The sequence below is a fragment of the Mongoliitalea sp. genome (assembly GCF_054166905.1).
This window is the reverse complement of record NZ_JBSZCK010000035.1, coordinates 82,885-104,306: the sequence shown is the minus strand read 5'-3', so window position 1 is coordinate 104,306 and position 21,422 is coordinate 82,885. Positions and strand designations below refer to the sequence as shown.

Here is a 21,422-nt window from a genome sequence, read left to right as displayed (position 1 = left end):
TGATATCAGAAAGGATGATGCAGAACTATCTTGATGAATTCTGTTATAAGCTCAACAGAAGATATTTCGGTCAAAAACTATTTGACAGGCTCATCATTGCTTCTATTTATCCATACTGGCATGATTGCGGATAATCATATTGAATTAAATGGTGAAGAGTTTTGCAAAAACTCCATCATTATACATCCAAACTTTAATTGGCGTAAAGTAAATTATGATTTTGGAGTAATAATTATTCCCAAATCCAGTACGAAGAAAAAACCAAAAAATTCTGTTTTCAAAATTGAAAGAAATTTTGAGCTTCAAATTGGTGAAAAACTAAACATTGCTGGTTTCCCCGCAAATAATGGTTATGATGGAACTGTAATGACATTTGAAGATGAGATTTGTGAAAAATTTACTACAAAAAGAATTATTCATAACTTCAATACGAATACTGGAAATAGCGGTTCACCAATTTGGGTAGAAAAAGATTCTATCAGGTATTTAGTAGGAATTCATACATATTCAAAAACAGCTACAAGAATTGATAAAGAGTATATAGATTTAATTTATTCTTGGATAAAGAAATGAGATGATGCTTAGTTGAAAAACATGTAGGCCCAAAAATGTTAATCAAAATAAGAAAAATTTTTTTCAAAAAAAATGTTCTTATTTTGATTTATTCTTACGATCCGAAGCCTCCTTACAACCCTTTTCCATTATTTTATGTCCTTAACCACAGTAACAAACATCAACCAACCCAAAAGATGTAAACCTATACCAGAATTATTGATATCGGCATACTTCCCACTGCTATTAGGCATTAAATCTCGCTTAATCAAAGATATTTTAATATTTTTAAAGTACTGAAAACAAATATGCATCTGCTGACTATTCTCCAAGGAAGAACTAGTCTTATTCTTCATTTTCATGAGGATAAAATAAATAATTGTGTTAATTACTAAAAATCGGAAATAAAAATAATTTTTTACACCTTCTCTTAAAAATAAATCCTTTTCTAAAACACTCCGCACTCATCACAAAGCCTTTGATGATAAACTCATTGAGCGTTTGGGTAGACCACTCTCAGAAGTCCGCTGCCTGTACAAAATTGACGAGATAGCCAACTAAGGGAACATCTTCAATGCGGTAGAATTTCACAGAATATTTTTTTTCATCTGAGGCAGTTGTTTCCAAAATGGAAATAACTGAATTTTCATCCAACTTCCCCGTTTCGAAAATATTTTTCAAATGATTATTGACCGCAGGAACTTTCACGCCAAAAAGTTCTGCCATCGCCTTCTGCGTCAACCAAAAGGTGCCTTTCTGAAAATAAACCAAAACATCGACGGTCTGCTCTGAATTTTGGAAAAGTAGATAATGAAGATAGTAGTTATGTGATGATTTTCCAATAACTCAGTTGATCCAAATCCATTTCCCAACAACAGCATCAGATTTCGTCGACGCTTATAAACCGTCCGTATAAGAATGATAATTTCTTGCACTTTCTCAGGATTGATTTATTAAATCAGCACAAGAAAAAGTTGATTCGGTAACCTTGAATAACCAATAACCGGACCTAATCCCTATTTTTGCCTCAATGAATAGCAGTAAGGTCTCTCAAAGTGTCTGGACGACGGTCTTTTCGTACGTAGGTGTAGGTATTGGTTACTTCAACCTGCTGTGGTTGATGCCGTATGCCATGTCTCCGGAGCAAATTGGTACCTTTCGGACGGTTCAGGACATGGCTTTACTCCTCGTACCCTTTGCTCAAGTCGGTTTGGGAAATGGGATTACCAAGTTTTTCCCGCAATTGCATAGCAGACATTTCTCTTTTTTGACCTACTCGTTTTTTTTGACATTGATGGGTTTTGCCGTTGTGGCGGCTCTTTTCTATTTACTGAATGGTCCTATTGTGCGTGCTTTTACCAGTAATTCAGCGGAAATTCTGGGTTTCCTGCCGATCGTATTGGTCATCACGCTATTTGCTGTACTCAATTCGATCGCAGATGCCTTTTGCAGGTCCTATTACAAAATAGCCATGCCTACTTTTTTCAGAGAAGTGTTGATACGCTTTTTGCTAGGAGCATCCTTCCTGCTGTATTTACTGAAGTGGATCAGCTTCGAACAGGTCATGTGGGCCATGGGAATTTCGTATGCCATCACTTTTGTAGGCACGCTTGCCTACATGTACTCCAGAAAAATCTTTGGATTGGAGTTTGAGTTCGGGGAAATTCCTGCTGAACTTAAAAGTGAATACTTGAAATATAGCTTCATCAGTTTGTTAGCTACTACAGGGGCCTTACTGATTATGAAAGTGGATAGCTTGATGGTCAGTTCTATGATCGGGCTGGAAGCCAATGCCATTTATACCATCGGTTTTTCCATTGCCATCGTCATCGAAATGCCAAGAAGAGCCGTTTCCCAAGTCGCTATGCCCTTGGTTTCGGATTACTTTAGCCGACAGGAATACCCGAAAATTTCCCAGTTATACAAAGATTTGGGCGTATCGCAGGTTTTTATTTGTCTATTGATTTTCATCGGCATTTGGGCCAATATTGAAAATATTTATGCATTTGTCCCCAATCGGGAAGTGTATGAAGCAGGCAAATGGATCGTATTGATTATCGGTGGAGCCAAAATCCTGGATGTGATTTTTTCCATCAATTCCGAGATTATTTTATTCTCGAAGTTTTATGTCTTTAACATCGTGGCAACCGTTGTGATGGCGATCGCCGTGATACTTTTCAATTGGTGGCTGATTCCCATCTTTGGCATTGAGGGTGCTGCGATTGCTTCCTTTTTAGCCTTATTCTTGTTCAATTTGATCAAATATGGCTTTGTGGCTTACAAACTACACATGCATCCATGGAGTTGGGATTTACTTAAAATACTTTTTTTGGGAGGTCTCGTTTTCACCGTCCAACATTTCCTATTTCTTGAGGCAACAGCGGGATTGCAGGATTTAATTATCCGATCGGGGACGATTACGATCATGTATGGCTTAGGTGCATTTGCATTAAAAATAGCACCGGCTATGCAGCAGCAAGTATGGAAAAAAATAAAAGGATCCAAGCCTTAGAGTGTTACCAAACCTCCATATAGACAAGCTTTGAGCTGCCTTAGATCCGCAACCTTCCACTGTTATCCTGCATCCGTAGATACGAGGTCCTCCCGATAGCTATCGGGAGAGATGAGGCCTGATTTTGGAAAGGGCTTCACTCGGAATTGTAATTAAATTGTGAAGTCGGAACATGTCAGCGACCTGAATCCTTTGTGCAAATATACGGATAATATCGATGATCAGTTGTCTTTAAAAAGTAATATTCGAACACCAACTGCTCAGTTAAAATCATCCATGTTTGAATTCCTAGAAACTAACATTCACAAACAACAAAACCTGCCTCGGTCTCAATAGAAAATTTTGCTGACGGATAAAAAACGAATCAGCAGTGAATGTCTCAAAATTTGTACTATTGAGTAAATTCTGACCTCGGATGGAGATATCCCATTTTTTATTTTCCAATTTGAATCGATAATCCATGTCAAGGAATCCAGTTACATCCCTTGAACCAGATAAACGATTATCATAATACTCCCATTTAATGGAAAAGGTATGCTTATCGGAAAGGAATACATCCAAAGAAGATGAATTAGTCAGCTGCTGAATACTTCCTGTCCTTCGTTCTCCTATTTCAGAGTTGATCAGGTTTACATTGGTCTTATTTGAAAAGTTAGCTAGTTGAATAGGTCTGATTTGCAGTTCAAGCCCTGTCCCTACTAATTCGTAACGAATATCTGATAATTCGCTATTGATGATTTGTTCATTTTCACGACGTTGAAAATTCCCATTCCAAGTCACATTGGATTTAAAAAGTGGTAAGTATTTGCTAACTCTTACATTGAAAAGATGACTTGTACCGACATTTTCCCTATCCAAACTTTGATAAAACACTTCCCCAGAAGAAGCAACTTCACTATCCATGATGGTATTCATTACTTGGTGCGAATACGTGTAGCTAACGTTTGAAAAAATGGAATTGATGGGATCGCGGTAATTTATCGCATAAGTCAGTTTATGACTTAAAACTTCCGGCACTAAGGTTGCCCGTTGCTGAAAGGTCCGAAAGTTCCTGAGAATAAACCCATAATGAATATCATGTATTCCCTTGAAATCATTTGTTCTCGAAATCCTGGCAGTTGTATTCCACTTGCCTGATAAAAAATACTTCATAAACAGTTGAGGCTCTAAAAGTATTCTTGAAACATTGCTTTGCTGGACCAACAAATCATCATTCACTTGAATATCCAAATAACTGATGGGTAGTTTAAATTGCAAGTTAAAATTGTCCTGTTTTAAGTTCAATTGAGAATTCAAATAGGGCTTCAATTGCCTGTAGACAAGATCATTTGTGAAGAGTTCGGATTGCATTTGCTCTTGGGTGTCAACTAGTGTATTCAAATCACTTGTCATCTGATTTCTTTCAAACAAAAATCCCACATCTCCGGTATAAGACCAGTTTTTCCCTAGGCCTTTGGTAATTCCTAAAGAATGAAGGGCAAATAATGATTGGTACTCCAATCCTTGATTCAATCGTTCATAAGGCAAATTATTATTTAAGGCCTCTGTAAAACTACCTGGGCTAAGATCAAAATTCTGGTTTGTCTGCCTAAAACTGATGTCAGATTTAATGTTGACCAACTGTTTGCCGATTGGCCTTATGGTATGAAAGCTATTACTGATGGTTGCTAATGGTAAATCAACAGCTTGATTCCAGTTCGTATTGTTAAATAAACTCACACCTAACTCACTGTTATTTAAAATATTAACATTAAGATTATTTTTAAGGTAGGACTTTTTGTCATTTTTTATCCATGAAAAGTCCCCATCCAAGGCCCTGGTCAAAAACCTATTTTGATGCAATTCAGTGAGTTGAAGGGGATCATTGGGGAGAAAAAAGGTGGTATTGATTCCTCCTTCTTGTCTATGATTATCATGAAAATAGGAAATATTAGCCCGAAAATCAGCTCCTACTTTGTTTCTCTTCAAAACATTCGCGGAAAACAACTGGCTTTGGTTAAACAAAAAGCGCTCCTCATTAATGGACGGAACCCATAAGGGAATCAAACCAAACCAAGGTTTAAAATTTGATTGCTTGGTTACATTTTCTTGAAGATCCTCCAAAGTTAGGACCGTTAGCTCTTTTCCAATATCTTTTCCTGAGTTATTCGACTGAGCATTGAATAGCATCTGCAAATCATCCCGAAAAGTCATGGGACTTAGTTTACCCTCATACATCAATGGAGAGGCCCCTACTCCTAAAGTACCTGTTCCCACCCAAACGTTTTTGCGTTTGAGTTTTAGGTTGAGCGAGGCTCGGTCCGAGAAAACAAGACTATCCAACACTCTCATCGGTTGATGATTTTCCAAAATTTGAATGGATTCCACCGCGTCAACGGGAAGGTTGTTACTCGCTAGGTTGTACTTTCCTTCCAGCAAATCCATGCCATCTATATAAAATTTTTGAATCCCTTTGCCCTCGTACAAAATTCGTCCATTGGCCAATACTTCTATACCTGGAAGCTTTCTGAGGATATCAGCTATGACCCGATCTTGTTGATTGATAAATCCTTCTACCGAATAACTCAAAGTATCATTTTTAAATGATATGGGATTCTTTATAGACTTAATGGTGAATTCAGGAATCTCTTGAATTCCTTCTTCCAACACTACCGCTAGCTGTTGACTTTTATTAGGAATGATCATTTGGTAATCTCGCGTAGTGAGTGATCGAAACAACACCAACAAACTATCAGATTCAGCCTTTACCTGCAGTTCAAAAAAACCTGACTCATTCGTGACACCAAATGAAATAGTAGCCTGATTATAAGGATTTTTTACCAAAACATTTACGCCAAAAGCATCTTGGGACTCATTGACTTTTTTGACTGTTCCAGATAATTTCGTTTGTGCATATACCTGTGGCAACAAAAGCATGAAGTATAAAGAAGTGAAGAAAAAAATATACTGATTGAAACGCTTACTACTGTAAACTAGCCTCAATGAAAGGAAATGAAAAAAATTAGTAGTCATAAATACCCTATTATTGCCGTACTTTTAACTCCAATGGATTATTTTTCCTCTCAAATCTTTTTTGAACCTCTTTTGCTTGACTCGGGTCAGTTAATGTGACACCCCCCAACGCCATCTTACCAGCGATGTTCGTGTTAAACTCATGTTGCATTTGAAAGAATTTTGCCTTGGTAGTTGATATTGGTTTTCGTCGAATTTTATGAGATAAATCTTCATTTTTTTTCTCAACCTTGACCATTTCAAAACTGTAATGGTTTTTTGAATCGCTCAATTTCAATATCAAACCTGGCAAATTTCCAAAAATGTAAGGTCCATCGTTGATGGGTATTTCTTCGGTAAACCACGCAATGTAACTTCTGCCTCCATATTCGGTAATCGCTTTTTGAGTTCTAAATCCTTGAAATTCATCAAACTCATCCAAAATACTCCATCTCTCTATTCCTAACGGAGCTTCAAATACATAGTAATCTGGAAAAATCAAATCTGAATATTGATAAGATTTATTTTTCCAGTCCTTAACTAATGCAAAACTCATCTTTGGTTTTTGGACTTGATTCACAAATGCTATGGCCTCATTAGGACTTAACTGTTTCTCTATCGCAACTTGTAGAAGGGAGTCCCCTTGCATTTGATAGAAATTTCGGAATTTTGATTTTTGATCCCCAACAAACAACACCATCAAATCTGTTGAAACAAAATTTAAGTCAGTACTATCTGATTTAAATGTGACTTCATAGTAAATTGCAAAATTGGATCTATCAGGAACTTGCCCAAAAGATAATTTAACTATAAAAGCAAACACTAATAAAAAACATATCTTCTTCATAATTCACGAATTTTTGTAAAAAACCAGATGGAAACTAGTAACTAATCCCATCTGGTTTTGAATATTAATATTCTTTTAATCACCACAGAATACTTGTTCTGCTTCCCATGCATTATAGACTACTTCTTCAAATGAGTCCCCACATATAATAGAATGACCGCAAGATAAATTCACGGGGACACAACCTCCCCCGTTATCAATTTCTTGATTCGCATAAGTACATGTTGCCGCAATAAATGCAAAGCATGTCATAAATAGAGCTTTCTTACTCATGATAAAATTTTGTTTTGGTTATAAATTTATTTAAAAAACTAACGGCCATTAATTTTATACCCATAAGAAAGAAAGAAAGAAAGAAAGAAAGAAACAACTATTTAGGTGACTTTTTTTATACTTAGTTCTAACAACAAAATATTTCGTTTAAATCTTCCCCAGTTCAATACCGAAAACAAAATAATATTTGCCCTTATTTCTTAAGTCTTCGATTAATTCAATATTTTTGCATTGTCATATTCTTTGTTTGCCATGTACCCAATCAAAAAGCTAATTGTTTGCCTGGACCAAAGCACCTTGGATGAAACCTTGGTTCGCTTTGCCTCTTTCATTGCTAGCGCCAATCAGACTAAGAAGATTTACTTCACCAACGTAATCCGCAACCTACATATCCCCAAAGAGGTATTAGAAGAGTTTCCCAACCTGATTGACAACATGGTGGAGGAAAAGAAAACCCATATGCAGGAAGTAGTGGATAAATACTTTGGAGATAAAGAAGGCATTGAGTTTTCTTTTGTAGTCAAAGAGGGTCAGTTATCCAAAAAAATCCTCAAACTGGCGCATGAGAAATCCGCAGATATGATTATTGTAGGAAGGAAGGTCAACCTTCCCGGTACAGGAGTCATTTCCCAAAGACTAGCGCGTAGGGCTTCTTGTTCCTTATTGATTGTACCAGAAGGAACGGTTCCAAAAATGGATCGCTTACTCGTACCGAGTGATTTCTCCGATTATTCTAAGGATGCCATGGAAGAGGCAGTGTTAATCGTTGAAAAGTACGGTGGTAGTGCAGAAATCGTTTGTCAGAATGTATTTACGGTACCTTCAGGATATCATTTTACAGGTAAAAGCTACGATGAATTTACCTCTATCATGCTCATGCATGCTGAAATCAACTTCAAGAAGTTTATTCGTAAAATAGACACCAAAGGGATTGAAATCACTCCTGTGTATACTCAGGATGAGGATGATGATCCTGTGGAAGATATCTTAGCAAAGGCCAAAGAAATCAACGCCGACTCCATCATCATCGGAGCTAAAGGAAGAACAGCCGCCACAGCCCTTTTCATCGGAAGTATGGCAGAACGCCTGATCCAATTAAATGACCAATTCCCGCTTTTAGTAACACGTCCTAAAGGTAAAAATGCGGGCATTTTAGATTATATTCTAGAGATATAAATATTCCTTCAAGAAATACATTCTTACATGCAGGTGTTTGACAAATCAATTACTGATCGTCAAACACCTTTTTTCATGAAATTATTCAAACACCTCACTAAAAACTCCGGCTTTTTACAAGTTCGGGAAGCCAACAACGCCTTGATTCGTGTAAAAAACACTTATTTTTGTTTCATCCAATAAATTCCTTTGACATGTGTCGATCTGTGAGTCAACTCTTTGTTCTATTAATCTTTCTGCTTATTTCTCTGACTACTTATGGTCAAGATCGTGTAAAACCAGTCTTTAACATCATTGAAATAGACGGCATTACCGTCTTTGGTAAATCCATTGACAATCAAACCCGTTGCATTCACTGGCATTCGGCTTTGGATGTGATAGCCATCAAATTCAAATGCTGCGATAAATATTACCCATGTTTTTCATGCCATGAGGAAGAAGCTGATCATACACATGAGGTATGGCCTAAGGATGAATTTGACCAAAAAGCTATTCTCTGTGGGGTTTGTGCGCATGAGTTGACCATCCAAGAATACATGGAGTCCAACAACACTTGTCCCAAGTGTGAGGCCAACTTTAATCCAGGATGTAGCAATCACTATCACCTCTATTTTGACGTTCCGGAAAAAGGTAAAGAAGTAGCCTATTTTGGTATGAGAAAGTTGGGGTTCATTGAAAAAGGCTTATTCTAAACTCATAAGTGAAGGATTCCGCTCATGTAATTTACTTATCGCTCGGAACATTTCCTCTACATCTTCGCTTTTGCTTATAGCTCCAAAAGCCGTCTTCATGCTACTAGATAAATTCAACAGAAAACATGATTACCTCAGAATCTCTCTGACGGATAGCTGTAATTTCCGTTGTAGCTACTGCATGCCCGATGAGGATATCCAAAGCATGCCCAATGCACACTTGATGCAGGTGGATGAGATTGAAACTATTGCACGGACATTTGTAAACCTAGGTGTCAAAAAAATACGCCTTACAGGTGGAGAACCATTAGTTCGTAAGGAATTCCCCATTATTCTTGAGAAGCTTTCCGCCTTGCCTGTAGAACTCACCTTAACGAGTAACGGCGTGCTGATTGATAGGTACTTTGAGCAACTCAAAGCTTCGGGAGTAAAAAAAGTAAACATCAGCTTGGACACACTACGAGCAGATACATTTTTCCAGTTGACCAAGCGTGACCAATTTCAAAAAGTCTGGGACAATATTCTTCTCCTTTTGAACCACAACTTTCGGGTCAAAGTAAACGTGGTTGCCTTAAATGGCATTATTGAAAAAGAACTGCTCAATTTTGTACAATTGACTCAAGAGTACCCTCTTCACGTTCGTTTTATTGAATTTATGCCTTTCACTGGCAATTACTGGAATAAAGAAAAAGTCCTAACAGCTGCCAAAATGCTGGATATGGTCAAAGAACAGTTTGAAGTAACCAAACTCAAAGACGCACCAAACGACACAGCCAAAGCCTATCAGGTTCCTGGTTTTCAAGGAACTTTTGCTTTTATCACAACCATGAGTGAACATTTTTGTAGCACTTGCAACCGCATGCGCATCACCGCAGATGGCAAGATGAAAAACTGCCTGTTTGGAAAAGAGGAAATGGATATTCTTGGGGCACTGAGAGCAGGAAAAGACATCGAACCCTTGATTCGCTTATCTGTTTGGAACAAGCATGCAGCCCTTGGCGGACAGTTTACTCAGGACTATACAAAAGCAGAAGCTGAAAAAATTGAGAATAGAAGTATGATTAAGATTGGGGGGTGAGGGGATATTGGTTGATATTGGATATTGAGATATTGGGGAATGGATAGAAGAAATAAATTGAAATAAGATGGAAATAAAGTTGAAATAGTTTTTGGGGATTTTGGATATTGATTGATATTAGATATTGGGATATTATCTGGGGGAGAGATTCTTGGTGGTGGAGAGAGGAAATAAATGGAAATATAGTGGAAATATAGTTGAAATATAGGCTATTGGATGTCTTGGGGTTCGTTGCGGAAAACGTTGCGGACGTTGCGAGAACTATAAATAAAAATATATGATTTCAGTACTGCAGGCAAAAGAAATTCTTCAACAACATATACCTGCTCCCAAAATTGGCTTTGTCTCGCTGAGGGAGGCTGCAGGCTTGGTTTGTGCGGAGGATATTAGATCTCCCATGGATGTCCCTTCCTTTGATAATTCCGCCATGGATGGTTATGCCATCGCTTGGAAAGAAGGTGTGAAATCATGGGAATTGGAAGGAGAGATCGCTGCGGGAACTAAACAAACGAACCATTTGCCTGCTGGAAAAGCGATTCGAATTTTTACCGGTGCTCCATTACCCGAAGGAGCCGACACCATTATCCAACAGGAATGGATAGCCAAAACGGATGATACCATCAGGCTTCTTGACTTTGAGGTAGAACAGGGCATGCATGTACGTAAAAAGGGGGCACAAACTCGAAAGGGGAACATCATTCTTAAGAAAGGAACATTGATTACACCTGGCGGAATCGGCCTGTTGGCATCTGTCGGCGTACAAAAAGTACCCGTTTTTTTACCCCCAACAGTTGCCATCATCATCACAGGCAATGAAATTAAAGAAGTGGGTGAATCACTGGAACATGGTGAAATTTTTAATGCCAATGGCCCAGTACTATCAGCTTATCTTGAACAGCTGGGAGTTAAAAGCTACCAAATCATAAAGGCTCTTGACAATCCCCAATCCGTACAAGAGGCTATTCATCAAGCCTTATCAAAAGCCGATTTGATTCTTTTGTCTGGAGGTATTTCTGTCGGGGATTATGATTATGTCAAACAAGGATTAGAAAATGAAGGAGTGCAGGAGTTGTTTTACAAAATCAAACAAAAACCAGGGAAACCCCTCTTTGCAGGTATCAAAGGAGCACAACTCATCTTTGCCCTTCCCGGCAATCCATCCTCTGTCATTACATGCTTCAATCAATACGTCAAACCCGCCATACAACAATGGATGGGAAAGACCAATAGTTGGCTAAGCAAAACCTACCTACCTTTAGCTTCCCCTGTCAAAAAAAATCCATCCCTCACATTTTTCCTAAAAGTCAAAATTGAACAGGGAGTGGTTCAAGTATTGCAGGGTCAGGAATCCTTCAACTTGATTGCCTTTGCTCAAGCAGATGGTTTTGCGGAAATACCGGAAGGTATAGACTTTTTGGAGGCAGGTGAACCGGTAGCCCTTTATCTCTGGTAAGCATGGAAGCATACAGCTGGATACTTTACATTTTATTGCCAACAGTGGCGTTCTTGTACGCAGCCGTTGGGCATGGAGGAGCAAGTATTTACTTGATGTTTTTGGCATTGTTTAATTACGCTCCCGAGCAGATTCGTCCGACAGCCTTGATGTTGAATATTGTAGTTTCTTTCATGGCGTTTTGGGCATTTCGCGGTACGGTGAAGTTCCCAGTCAAACTTTTCCTATCCATCATACTCTTCTCAGTTCCCGCCGCTTACTTGGGTGGCAAAATGTCCATCGACGCCTCTCTATATCGACAAATACTGGGGATTTTGCTCTTTTTCCCAATTCTTCGCTTTCTCAATATCTTTCCAAAATCCTCCGAACCTCGAATAGCTGAAAACTGGCTAATTGCAGCTTTGCTAGGGCTGGGAATCGGATTTGTTTCTGGATTGATAGGCATAGGTGGGGGAATTATTTTATCTCCCATCCTGCTGCTATTGGGTTGGACGGACATGAAGGAAACCGCGGCTGTAAGTGCCTTATTTATTTTCTTTAATTCTATCTCAGGTTTATTGGGAATAAATCTTTCTGCCATCAATTTCGACCCTCAGTTGTGGATTTTGATGCCGCTGACTATTTTGGGAGGAGCACTAGGCGCCTATGCTGGCGCAAAAAAATTCAACTATCAGGCAGTCAAATACACATTAACATTCGTATTATTCATCGCTGCTATTAAATTGATTTGGGGATAGAAAATCATTACTTTAGGGGTAATAATGGTCAAAACCATGAACAACTATCAATCAATTATTACAATAGAACCTGGAAAAAGAGGAGGCAAACCTTGTATAAGAGGAATGAGAATAACTGTTGGGGATATATTGACTTGGTTATCCTCTGGGATGTCGATAGAAGAAATTCTCAACGATTATGATGAACTTACGGAACAAGACATTTATGCAGCTTTAAAATTTGCGGCTGACCGTGAAAATCGAACCACTCAAATTGCTATATGAAACTGCTTTTTGATCTAAGCCTTACAAAAAATTAAACCTTCATGGAAATAATAGCCTTCGGAAAAATAGCTGAAATCATTGGAAAGCCACAACTAGAAGTGGATGAATTCCCAACGACCGAAATCTTACTCGGCTTTTTACATCAGCAGTACCCTGCCCTGAAAAATCAAAAATTCAGCATTGCCATCAACAAAAAACTAATCAATGGAAATGTATTAATTGATAAGGGTGCTGAGATCGCTTTGCTACCCCCATTTTCAGGAGGATAATTGATGGATAGATTTGAGCGACAATACATCTTGCCTGGATTTGGACAAGTATCCCAATCAAAATTAAAAGGATCATCCGTACTTTTAATTGGTGCTGGTGGATTGGGCTGCCCTGCCCTACTCTATCTAAGCGCAGCAGGTATTGGGAAAATTGGAATTGTAGATGGGGATGTGGTTTCCATTTCCAATCTCAACCGGCAAGTTCTCTTTGGTCAGCAGCATATTGGTCAAAACAAAGCAACAACGGCTGCTTCAATAATTTTGGAAAAATACGATGATATTGAAGTAGAAGCTTATCCTTTTTTCTTGACTAAAGAGAATATTTTTGACCTAATCAATCGCTATGATGTGATTGTGGATGGAACTGACAACTTCCCTACCCGCTACTTGGTCAATGATGCCTGTCTGCTAGCGCAAAAGCCACTGATTTTTGGTGCCATTTATCAAAATGAAGGGCAGGTCGCCCTTTTCAATGCTCAAGGACTTGTATCCGTCAATTACCGAGACCTTTACCCTACTCCTCCATCAGCCTTTGAAGTGCCCAACTGTAATGAAACGGGAGTGCTGGGAGTTCTGCCAGGAATAATTGGAACGTTCATGGCGGCAGAATGCATCAAATACCTCTCTGGATTTGGAGAAACCTTGGAAGATCACATGCTGTTCTACAAGTTCTTGAATCATCAAACCTATCAAATTTCACTATCCAAAAATCCTGCCTCAGAAAATAACCGTCCCCAAACCCTATCAGAACTCCAGCAAATTGATTATCATGACTTTTGTGGCTTTCAACAAGAAATCAAATGGCTAGAGTTGACCAGTTTTTTGAACAACAACTCTCAAATCCAATCCGTATTGGTGGATGTAAGGGAGCCGCATGAGCTACCCAAACTGGAAAATTTCTCTTACCTTTCTATACCCCTTGATGAATTGGAATCCGCAAGCAATCAATTAAGAAATTATCAGAACATATTCCTCTTCTGTCAGTCAGGCATCCGAAGTTTGAAGGCTGTCAAAATCCTTCAAACCCAATTTCCTGAAAAAAACCTGCAATCAATTAAAGGAGGAATTGTAGCGTTCCTAAACAGTTAGGATGGAAACTATCTAATTGAAATAAAGTAGAAATACACTTCGTTAAATAATGTGGAAATATGCTATGTGAAATAATGCCCAAACACCATTATGGAATCAGGTAATTTATACACTTATTAGTAGAAAGATTAGTGAAATAAGTTTAAAAAAGTTAAGAAAGATGTTGAGAGATACTCGTAGACAGTTAACTTATGATATTAGTTAGGAATTGTTCTCGTCTACAAGCCAATCAGGATACTGCAAACCAATATCAAAAAATATCGCCATCGGCTAATATCTATCAATATCCCTCATTATTTCCACCTTATTTCAATTTATTTCATTTAAGATACTACACCATAACTTCGAAAAACTTATATTTTAACCATGGAAAAAACCAGAACACCAAAAAACATATTCGTACAAGGCCCTATTGCTCCCGAGAAAATAGCCAAATCTATTGCCAATCACAGCAGTAACACAGCTATTGGCGGGCACAGCATCTTTCTAGGCCAAGTAAGGGCGGATGAAAAAGAAGGTGGGACTGTTCAGGCAATTGAATACACAGCTTACGAAGAAATGGCCTTGCAGCAGGCATTTGAAATCCGAGAGGCCATTTTCTCCAAGTATCCATTGACCTGCATGCACATCTATCACAGTTTGGGAGAAGTAAAAACAGGAGAAATCTGCTTATTTGTCTTCACCTCCTCCAAGCACCGCAAAGCTGCCATAGATGCCTGCGAAGAACTCGTCGAGCGCATCAAAAAAGAACTCCCCATTTGGGGCAAAGAAATCCTGGATAATGAGCAAGCCGAGTGGAAAGTCAATACTTGATATCAAATAAGACCACATCGGCAAGTTCCGTGGAAGTTTAACGTAATATGATAGGTATAAATACAATCCCTCAGTCGCTCTATTTCCAATATTTTAAACCCTTAAAGCCCCAAAACCTCTTCATTTAAAAGTATCTATTTCACTTATCGACCAATATTCTCTATTATTTTCAACTTTATTTCCACCATAATTCTATTTATTCCCTCCCTACCACAATCCCGATACGGGATAAGTTATCCCAATATCCCCCAATATCAACAAATATCCCATTAAGATTGAACTATTAACCAAATTTACGTGTATATACATAAGTTAACAAACCAACGAAATGAACACAACAATTAATAGTTTAAATTGGCGCTATGCAGCCAAAAGAATGAATGGACAGCAAGTTCCTGCCGAAAAATTGGAAAACATCCTAGAAGCTATCCGTCTAACGGCGACATCTAATGGATTGCAGCCATTTACCGTATTGGTCATTGAAGACAAAGAAATGCGTGAGAAATTACATGCTACAGCTGTAAAGCAGCCACAGGTAGTCGAAGGTTCACATCTATTGGTCTTTGCCGCTTGGAAGAATATCACTGCTGAACAAATAGACACTTACTTTGACTTGGTTTATGAAGAAAGAGGAATGGAAAAGGGTGCTTTAGATCAGTATGCAAACTTTTTGAAGGAGCACTTCTCCCAACAAACAGAAGCTGAAATCTTCCAATGGGCATCTAAGCAAGCATATATTGCATTGGGCACTGCTTTGGTAGCTGCTGCGGAAGAAAAAGTAGATAGCACACCAATGGAAGGCTTCAATCCTGCTGAAGTTGACAAAATCTTGGGATTGGCTGAAAAAGGAATGGGAGCTTCTTCCCTCCTAGCCTTAGGTTTCAGAGATGAGAAAACCGACCACTTAGTAGATGCAAAAAAGGTAAGAAGGTCCAAAGATCAGCTTTTCGTGAAAATATAAAATTGAAATCCCGGCCTGATTGGCTGGGATTTTTTACTTTTGGAAGACATATATAGTAAGCTACTTATGCACAAAAGAAGTTTTATCAAATCTCTTGGATTGAGCGTCCTCAGTCTTCCATTGTTATCCGCTTCATTCCCGAATTCCAAGAATGCATCTATTCGTTTGCCAAAACCCCTTCCCAAAGGTGGAACCATTGGAATCGTAAGCCCCTCAGCTGCCACAGCTGATCGTATGCAATTTCAATTTGCCAAAGAAACATTCGAAGCATTGGGTTATCAAGTAGTCTTGGGTCAACACCTCATGAACAGAAGAGGACACTTGGCGGGCACTGATCAAGAGCGGGCAGATGACCTCAATGGAATGTTTGCTAATCCATCTGTTGATGCCATCATTTGTATTCGTGGTGGTTCTGGTGCAGCACGTATTTTACCCTTATTGGATTTTCCAATGATCCAAAAAAATCCAAAACCACTATTGGGTTATTCGGACATTACTGCCTTGCATGCTGCACTTTACACCCAAGCTGGCTTGATTTCTTTCCATGGCCCAAACGGCACAGGTTCTTGGAATAATTTCAATGTCAAACAGTTTGAAAGCATTTTTATCAATCAATCGCTCCATACATTTGAAAATGAACAGGTTAAAGGTGATGACTTAATCATTAAAAACAATAGGGTTAGCACCATTTTCCCAGGTATAGTCACAGGGACCATCCTTGGTGGGAATTTAACTGTATTAACCGCTTTATCCGGTACACCTTTTTACCCTGATTTCACCAATGCAATTTTATTTATTGAAGATATCGGTGAAGATCCTTATAAAATTGACCGGATGATGAGTACTTTGAAGCTCAATGGCACTCTCAACAAAATCAAAGGATTCATTTTTGGTCAATGTACAGACTGCAATCCCAGCGGTGGATTTGGTTCGCTTACATTGGATGATATTTGGGAAGATTACATTGTTCCTTTAAAAATCCCTGCATACAAAGGTGCCATGATTGGACATATTCCCAAACAATTCATTGTTCCCCACGGTGCTACCGTAGAGATGAATGCAGACACGGGCACCTTTCAATTGAAACATTCTATTTTCCAAAATCTATGATTAAATCCATTATACTAAGTTTCATTGCTTTTGCTTTTCTTGAAAATACCATGAATCAACCAAATCATTTAGAGCTTTTACCCAAAGAACCCATAAAATATCTAGCTCTGGGAGATAGTTACACCATTGGCGAGGGAGTTGCCGAGGAAGAGCGATATCCTAATCAAGCAATCGCTCTATTACAAGCTCAAGGACTTGAGGTGGAGTTATCTCAAATCATCGCTAAAACAGGCTGGACCACAGATGAATTAGCCAAGGGAATTGCAGATGCAGGTATCTCAGGCAACACTTATGATGTGGTAACCTTACTCATTGGTGTCAACAATCAGTACCGCCGAAGAAGTGTTGACAATTATAGGGAAGAGTTAACATCGATGATCAAACAAGCGATAACCTTCGCTCAAGGTAATCCCAAACGAGTGGTCATTTTGTCCATCCCTGATTGGGGAGTCACTCCTTTTGGGCGAGATTCAGGAAGAGATTTAGAAGAAAATGCGCATGCAATTGACCAATTCAACGCTGCCAAAAAAGCCATAGCCGCAGAATTGGGTGTTTTTTACATCGATATTACAGAAGAATATAGATCAATTGGAGGCCTAGAGGAAATGGTAGTCGCAGACAAGCTGCATCCGAGTGGACTTGTCTACAAAAGCTGGGCGGAAAAGCTTAGCCAATTAATGCTAAACCAAATGGAATTTTAAAAAAGAAGCCCTAAAACATTCACTGTTTTAGGGCTTCTTGATTAATTTTATTCGTAATCTTACGCTTTTGGCTTGACATTAGAGATCAAGGAAACTTTTTCGATTGGTTCGGAAGCATTGGAATAAATCCTTACCACAGAGTTTTGCTTACCCATTTTCCCCGCAGAATTAAATACTACTTTTAATTCTGCTGTTGCACCTGGAGCAACCGGTTGTCTTGGCCAACTTGGGGCAGTACAGCCACAAGATACAGCCACGTTAGAGATGACCAATGGTGTATCTCCGGTGTTTTCGAATACAAACACATGTTCCACCTTATCGCCTTGCGTAATATCTCCAAAGTCAATTGATTTTTCTTTGAATGTCATAACTGCACCCTTAGAATCGCTTTGTGCTTGCACTGCAAACACGGCGATAAACATGACCATTAATAGAACATACTTTTTCATACTAACTATAGTTGTTTTGAATTATTAAACGCTAATTTCATAAAATTTCGGGTGAAAATTCACCAGAAACGCTTCTTTTTTTGCTCTCGTCAGTGCTGTATACAACCAACGAATAAATTCTTCATTAATATTTTCTTCCGTCAAATATCCCTGATCGACGAAAACTGCATCCCACTGACCTCCCTGTGATTTATGACATGTCAATGCATATGCAAATTTAACCTGTAAAGCCGAAAGATAAGGGTCCTTTTTGATCAATTCCATCCGCTCCGCCTTATTAGCCACATCAGCGTAGTCCTCTGCGACCTGTTGATACAAGCTTCTGTACTGCTCTATGCTCATAGATGCCAAAGGACTGTAAAGTGTATCCAAAATCACCTTTGCTTCAAAGAAAGGTTCATCTGGATAATCTATCAATCTCAATTCTAATGTAGCAAATCTCAAGCCATACAACTCTTCAAAAGAACGGATTTTTACAATTTCCACAAAATCTCCATTGGCAATAAAATTTACCCGCTCGGAATTGGCCATATATGTATAGTTATTTTTGACCACCATCAGTAAATCTCCAGCAGCAATTTCATCTTCATAAAAATGAATCACTCTTCTGATATACTGATTATATTGTACTGCTATTTTGTTCGACCGTGTGATGATGGTTGTGTTTTCTACACCATACTTATCATAAGCATAGCGAAGTCCATCCTCCAATCGCTCTCCGGTCATTTTGAAAAAATCTTTGAAGCCTTTGGTAACAAACTGAATTTGTACATGTTCTTGTTTCAATTGATTTCTAAGTGCGGTAGCATTAAATAAAATCCCAGAATCTAATTGCTGTCGCATAACCTCTGTCATCTCCAAAGACTCTACTTTTAAGCGAAAATACCGCTGCAAATAGGATGGGTCTAATGCAGGACTGAGTAATGACCCAACTGGGGGTAACTGGGCAGTATCCCCAACAAACATCAATAAATTGCTTGGAACCTGAAAGACAAACTTGATCAAATCCGCCAGTAAACTCCGACCAAAACTTACCTCGTCTGCCAACATAGACGACTCATCTACTATAAAAACCGTATCCTGACTATAGTTTTTTTGTAACTCAAACCCCTGCCCCATATCTCCAGCTTCCCCTTTGGGCTTGTAGATGATTTTATGGATAGTGAATGCCGAACGGCCAGAATAATTGGCCATGACTTTTGCTGCCCTACCTGTAGGGGCAAGTAAGATTGATTTTTTTTTGAAGCGTGGTAATACCTTGACCAAACTTGAAATCACAGAGGTCTTTCCGGTACCTGCAAATCCTCGCAATACAAACACTTGAACAGGAATCTCCCTTGTTGCGAGGAATTCATCCATCTTGGAGAAAAAACTCACCTGTCCCACTGTGGGTTCAAAAGGAAAATTTTTCCTCAGAAGGATGGATGGAAGCGGTGCAGATACCCTATCTTGTGAATTCATTGATACGAAGCTACGCATATATGATAGAATTGGAAACGGAAATTGTGGAGAAATTTGGGAATAGGCTACGTACCCGAGTCAATGGCGTATTGATTAAAGATAATCGGATTTTACTTATCAAGCACCGAATGGCTAAAGGAAGGTATTTATGGAATGTGCCGGGTGGTGGAATGAAATATGGGACAAATGCCATAGAAAACCTAAAAAGGGAGTTTCTAGAAGAAACAGGGCTTGAAATTGAAGTAGGTAATTTTTTGTGTGTATACGAGTATTTAGATCAACCTCTGCATGCAGTAGAGCTTTATTATGAGGTGAAAGAAGTTGGGGGGACTTTAAAACTTGGAAAAGATCCAGAATTGGAAAATGATAAGCAGCTAATCATGGAAATTGCTTATCTTGACATCGAAAATTTACGTTTCATAAAAAAAACAGAAAAACACCGCTTATTTTGGGAAATAAATGACCTGAATGAGGTGTTAAAGTGGAAAGGATATTTTAATTTTGAAAATAATTCCATAAAATAGCAACTCGAAATCAAACCATCAACCTTATTCAATAGATTAAATTAATCCAACAAATGACGCTAACTAAAATTTTATCGATCGTATTTCTCTTAGGTGCACTTGGCCTAGGGTTCATGCTATACAAAAGTGTAGATAACGTAATGCAAGAAGAAAAAAGAATTGCAGCTACCGAATCTCGTATCATCGAAAAACTTCAAATGCTTCGAGATGCTCAAATAGCATACATAGCAACCAAAGGCGAATATGCAGGGAATTGGGAAGATTTGAGAAAGTTTATTGAAGAAGGGAAAATTTGGTTGGTTCAAAGAAGAGAAGAAACCAAATTATTGGCTTATGGTAAAGAAGAAACTACTGTATTCTTCGATACCTTGGGTTCAGTAAATGTAATGGACTCCCTTTTCAACGAAAGAAGATATCCTAACTTCAATATTGACAATGTCCATATTGTACCAGGTTCAGGAGGTAAAGAATTTGAGTTCTTTGCTGACAAGGTGGAGCGTTCTCAGCGTGAAATCGGTGTATTTGAAATCAGAGACCCAGACCCTATCAATCCTAAAAGAAGAGCAAATAATAAGGAAAAAGCATTGAGAGTGGGTTCTAGAACAGATTCTTCTACTTCAGGTAACTGGGAGTAAGCTTGCATACGACTATAAAAAATACCTCGGGTAAATCATTGAGCGATAAATTTGATACACAAGATGTATCAAGTTTATCGCTTGTTTTGTTTAATCATCTGTATCTCTTGTTTTTAAAAGACAAAAACAAGCAAATTTTAGGAGTGCAGTGGGAAATCAAAAAAAACTTACAAGCGGCTGTGAAAGCTGTTACTTCACTACCAATTTTCTCCAAAGACCTTCCGCTTGCTGTTTTTTATCATGGCGAAAATCTAGCTTTAATTCCAGGTGTTATCCATGAACCATCTTATAATGAGGCATTTTTGTACGTTGGAAATGTACCGGAAAAAAACCAAGTTCATTACAATACTAGCCTTGAAAGTAATAACTTACAGTTACTGGGAAATTTGCCCGAGGATATTGTTAACCAATTATCAGCTGGAAAACAAGATGTAAACTTTCATCATGCTGGTGCCTCCTTCCTAAGTTTAGCCCTGAAGGAAAAGTTCAATATGCTAAGTCAGGAAATATGGGTCAGTTTACAAACCAATTTCATGTATCTAGCTGCCTTCAAAGATCAGGAACTCGTCCTCTTTAATCGATTTGAAGCAAGCAACGAGGAAATGATTCTGAGATACGTGTATGGAATAACCAATAAATTAGATTTTGATCCTAAGCTTTTTCGATTGACCATTTTTGAAAGTGAATTTAACAAGCTCCCGCATGCATGGGGAGAAGCCTACTTTAAAAACATTAAGCTGACACAACCCATAAGTAACCAAATTTATCACCTTGGTGCCGAAGATTTTAAGCAAACTGGCTTATTCGAGGCTTCATGGTTGTTCAATTAATTCAT

23 protein-coding genes and 1 pseudogene are annotated in these 21,422 nt (G+C 38.5%); 18 read left to right on the top strand and 6 right to left on the bottom strand.

Features of this window, described 5'->3' with window-relative positions:
• Nucleotides 1–134: pseudogene (locus ACXIUD_RS13370) on the top strand (IS1595 family transposase); the annotation flags it as partial.
• Nucleotides 121–573: a trypsin-like serine peptidase gene (locus tag ACXIUD_RS13365; protein WP_458053144.1), complete on the top strand. Its 453-nt coding sequence runs from the start codon at nt 121–123 to the stop codon at nt 571–573. The pseudogene ACXIUD_RS13370 and the gene ACXIUD_RS13365, both read left to right, overlap by 14 nt.
• Nucleotides 574–701: 128 nt before the next feature.
• Here the strand turns inward: ACXIUD_RS13365 and ACXIUD_RS13360 are convergent, their stop codons facing one another.
• Nucleotides 702–908: a hypothetical protein gene (locus ACXIUD_RS13360; protein WP_458053143.1), complete on the bottom strand. Its 207-nt coding sequence runs from the start codon at nt 906–908 to the stop codon at nt 702–704.
• Between the two features lie 160 nt (nt 909–1,068).
• Nucleotides 1,069–1,323, bottom strand: coding sequence for a hypothetical protein (locus ACXIUD_RS13355; RefSeq protein ID WP_458053142.1), 255 nt, complete (start codon nt 1,321–1,323; stop codon nt 1,069–1,071).
• 259 nt (nt 1,324–1,582) lie between these two features.
• Here ACXIUD_RS13355 and ACXIUD_RS13350 point away from each other — a divergent pair, with 259 nt between their 5' ends.
• Nucleotides 1,583–3,064 (top strand): oligosaccharide flippase family protein, encoded by a 1,482-nt coding sequence (locus ACXIUD_RS13350; protein WP_458053141.1) that lies wholly within the window; start codon nt 1,583–1,585, stop codon nt 3,062–3,064.
• A gap of 288 nt (nt 3,065–3,352) precedes the next feature.
• Here the strand turns inward: ACXIUD_RS13350 and ACXIUD_RS13345 are convergent, their stop codons facing one another.
• A complete protein-coding gene (locus tag ACXIUD_RS13345) occupies nt 3,353–6,076 on the bottom strand; it encodes a hypothetical protein (RefSeq protein WP_458053140.1) in 2,724 nt (907 codons plus the stop codon).
• A 10-nt stretch (nt 6,077–6,086) separates the two neighbouring features.
• Complete coding sequence (locus tag ACXIUD_RS13340) at nt 6,087–6,902, bottom strand: GLPGLI family protein (protein ID WP_458053139.1); 816 nt, start codon at nt 6,900–6,902, stop codon at nt 6,087–6,089.
• 525 nt (nt 6,903–7,427) lie between these two features.
• Here ACXIUD_RS13340 and ACXIUD_RS13335 point away from each other — a divergent pair.
• The 12 genes from ACXIUD_RS13335 (at nt 7,428) to ACXIUD_RS13280 (ending at nt 17,518) form a co-directional block, all read left to right on the top strand.
• Complete coding sequence (locus ACXIUD_RS13335) at nt 7,428–8,351, top strand: universal stress protein (protein ID WP_458053138.1); 924 nt, start codon at nt 7,428–7,430, stop codon at nt 8,349–8,351.
• 194 nt (nt 8,352–8,545) lie between these two features.
• Nucleotides 8,546–9,043 carry a CHY zinc finger protein gene (locus tag ACXIUD_RS13330; protein ID WP_458053137.1) on the top strand — a complete coding sequence of 166 codons (498 nt, stop codon included), beginning with the start codon at nt 8,546–8,548 and terminating at the stop codon, nt 9,041–9,043.
• A gap of 97 nt (nt 9,044–9,140) precedes the next feature.
• Entirely contained in the window at nt 9,141–10,121 is a 981-nt protein-coding gene (gene moaA, locus ACXIUD_RS13325; protein WP_458053136.1) for a GTP 3',8-cyclase MoaA, read from the top strand.
• Nucleotides 10,122–10,398: 277 nt separating this feature from the next.
• Nucleotides 10,399–11,574 (top strand): molybdopterin molybdotransferase MoeA, encoded by a 1,176-nt coding sequence (locus ACXIUD_RS13320; RefSeq protein ID WP_458053135.1) that lies wholly within the window; start codon nt 10,399–10,401, stop codon nt 11,572–11,574.
• 2 nt (nt 11,575–11,576) lie between these two features.
• Nucleotides 11,577–12,311 carry a sulfite exporter TauE/SafE family protein gene (locus ACXIUD_RS13315; RefSeq protein ID WP_458053134.1) on the top strand — a complete coding sequence of 245 codons (735 nt, stop codon included), beginning with the start codon at nt 11,577–11,579 and terminating at the stop codon, nt 12,309–12,311.
• A gap of 36 nt (nt 12,312–12,347) precedes the next feature.
• A complete protein-coding gene (locus ACXIUD_RS13310) occupies nt 12,348–12,575 on the top strand; it encodes a DUF433 domain-containing protein (protein ID WP_236136321.1) in 228 nt (75 codons plus the stop codon).
• A gap of 41 nt (nt 12,576–12,616) precedes the next feature.
• Entirely contained in the window at nt 12,617–12,844 is a 228-nt protein-coding gene (locus ACXIUD_RS13305; protein ID WP_458053133.1) for a MoaD/ThiS family protein, read from the top strand.
• Nucleotides 12,845–12,847: 3 nt separating this feature from the next.
• Nucleotides 12,848–13,933 (top strand): ThiF family adenylyltransferase, encoded by a 1,086-nt coding sequence (locus tag ACXIUD_RS13300; protein WP_458053132.1) that lies wholly within the window; start codon nt 12,848–12,850, stop codon nt 13,931–13,933.
• A gap of 366 nt (nt 13,934–14,299) precedes the next feature.
• On the top strand, nt 14,300–14,746 hold the full coding sequence (locus ACXIUD_RS13295) for a molybdenum cofactor biosynthesis protein MoaE (protein WP_458053131.1): 447 nt from the start codon (nt 14,300–14,302) through the stop codon (nt 14,744–14,746).
• A gap of 328 nt (nt 14,747–15,074) precedes the next feature.
• The gene (locus ACXIUD_RS13290; RefSeq protein ID WP_458053130.1) at nt 15,075–15,707 is read left to right on the top strand and encodes an NAD(P)H-dependent oxidoreductase; all 633 of its coding nucleotides are present in this window, start codon (nt 15,075–15,077) and stop codon (nt 15,705–15,707) included.
• Nucleotides 15,708–15,773: 66 nt separating this feature from the next.
• Nucleotides 15,774–16,817 carry a S66 peptidase family protein gene (locus ACXIUD_RS13285; protein ID WP_458053129.1) on the top strand — a complete coding sequence of 348 codons (1,044 nt, stop codon included), beginning with the start codon at nt 15,774–15,776 and terminating at the stop codon, nt 16,815–16,817.
• Complete coding sequence (locus tag ACXIUD_RS13280) at nt 16,814–17,518, top strand: SGNH/GDSL hydrolase family protein (protein ID WP_458053128.1); 705 nt, start codon at nt 16,814–16,816, stop codon at nt 17,516–17,518. The genes ACXIUD_RS13285 and ACXIUD_RS13280 overlap by 4 nt, the downstream gene beginning before the upstream one ends.
• Nucleotides 17,519–17,577: 59 nt before the next feature.
• Here ACXIUD_RS13280 and ACXIUD_RS13275 read toward each other — a convergent pair whose 3' ends face one another.
• Together ACXIUD_RS13275 and ACXIUD_RS13270 are read right to left on the bottom strand one after the other, a co-directional pair.
• The gene (locus tag ACXIUD_RS13275; RefSeq protein WP_458053127.1) at nt 17,578–17,967 is read right to left on the bottom strand and encodes a DUF1573 domain-containing protein; all 390 of its coding nucleotides are present in this window, start codon (nt 17,965–17,967) and stop codon (nt 17,578–17,580) included.
• Nucleotides 17,968–17,991: 24 nt separating this feature from the next.
• Nucleotides 17,992–19,428: an ATP-dependent DNA helicase gene (locus ACXIUD_RS13270; RefSeq protein ID WP_458053126.1), complete on the bottom strand. Its 1,437-nt coding sequence runs from the start codon at nt 19,426–19,428 to the stop codon at nt 17,992–17,994.
• A 20-nt stretch (nt 19,429–19,448) separates the two neighbouring features.
• Here ACXIUD_RS13270 and ACXIUD_RS13265 point away from each other — a divergent pair, with 20 nt between their 5' ends.
• The 3 genes from ACXIUD_RS13265 to ACXIUD_RS13255 are packed head-to-tail and all read left to right on the top strand — an operon-like array spanning nt 19,449 to nt 21,417.
• Complete coding sequence (locus tag ACXIUD_RS13265) at nt 19,449–19,952, top strand: NUDIX domain-containing protein (protein ID WP_458053125.1); 504 nt, start codon at nt 19,449–19,451, stop codon at nt 19,950–19,952.
• A 53-nt stretch (nt 19,953–20,005) separates the two neighbouring features.
• The gene (locus tag ACXIUD_RS13260) at nt 20,006–20,587 is read left to right on the top strand and encodes a hypothetical protein (RefSeq protein WP_458053124.1); all 582 of its coding nucleotides are present in this window, start codon (nt 20,006–20,008) and stop codon (nt 20,585–20,587) included.
• 2 nt (nt 20,588–20,589) lie between these two features.
• Nucleotides 20,590–21,417, top strand: coding sequence for a DUF3822 family protein (locus tag ACXIUD_RS13255; protein WP_458053123.1), 828 nt, complete (start codon nt 20,590–20,592; stop codon nt 21,415–21,417).
• Nucleotides 21,418–21,422 lie beyond the last annotated feature (5 nt).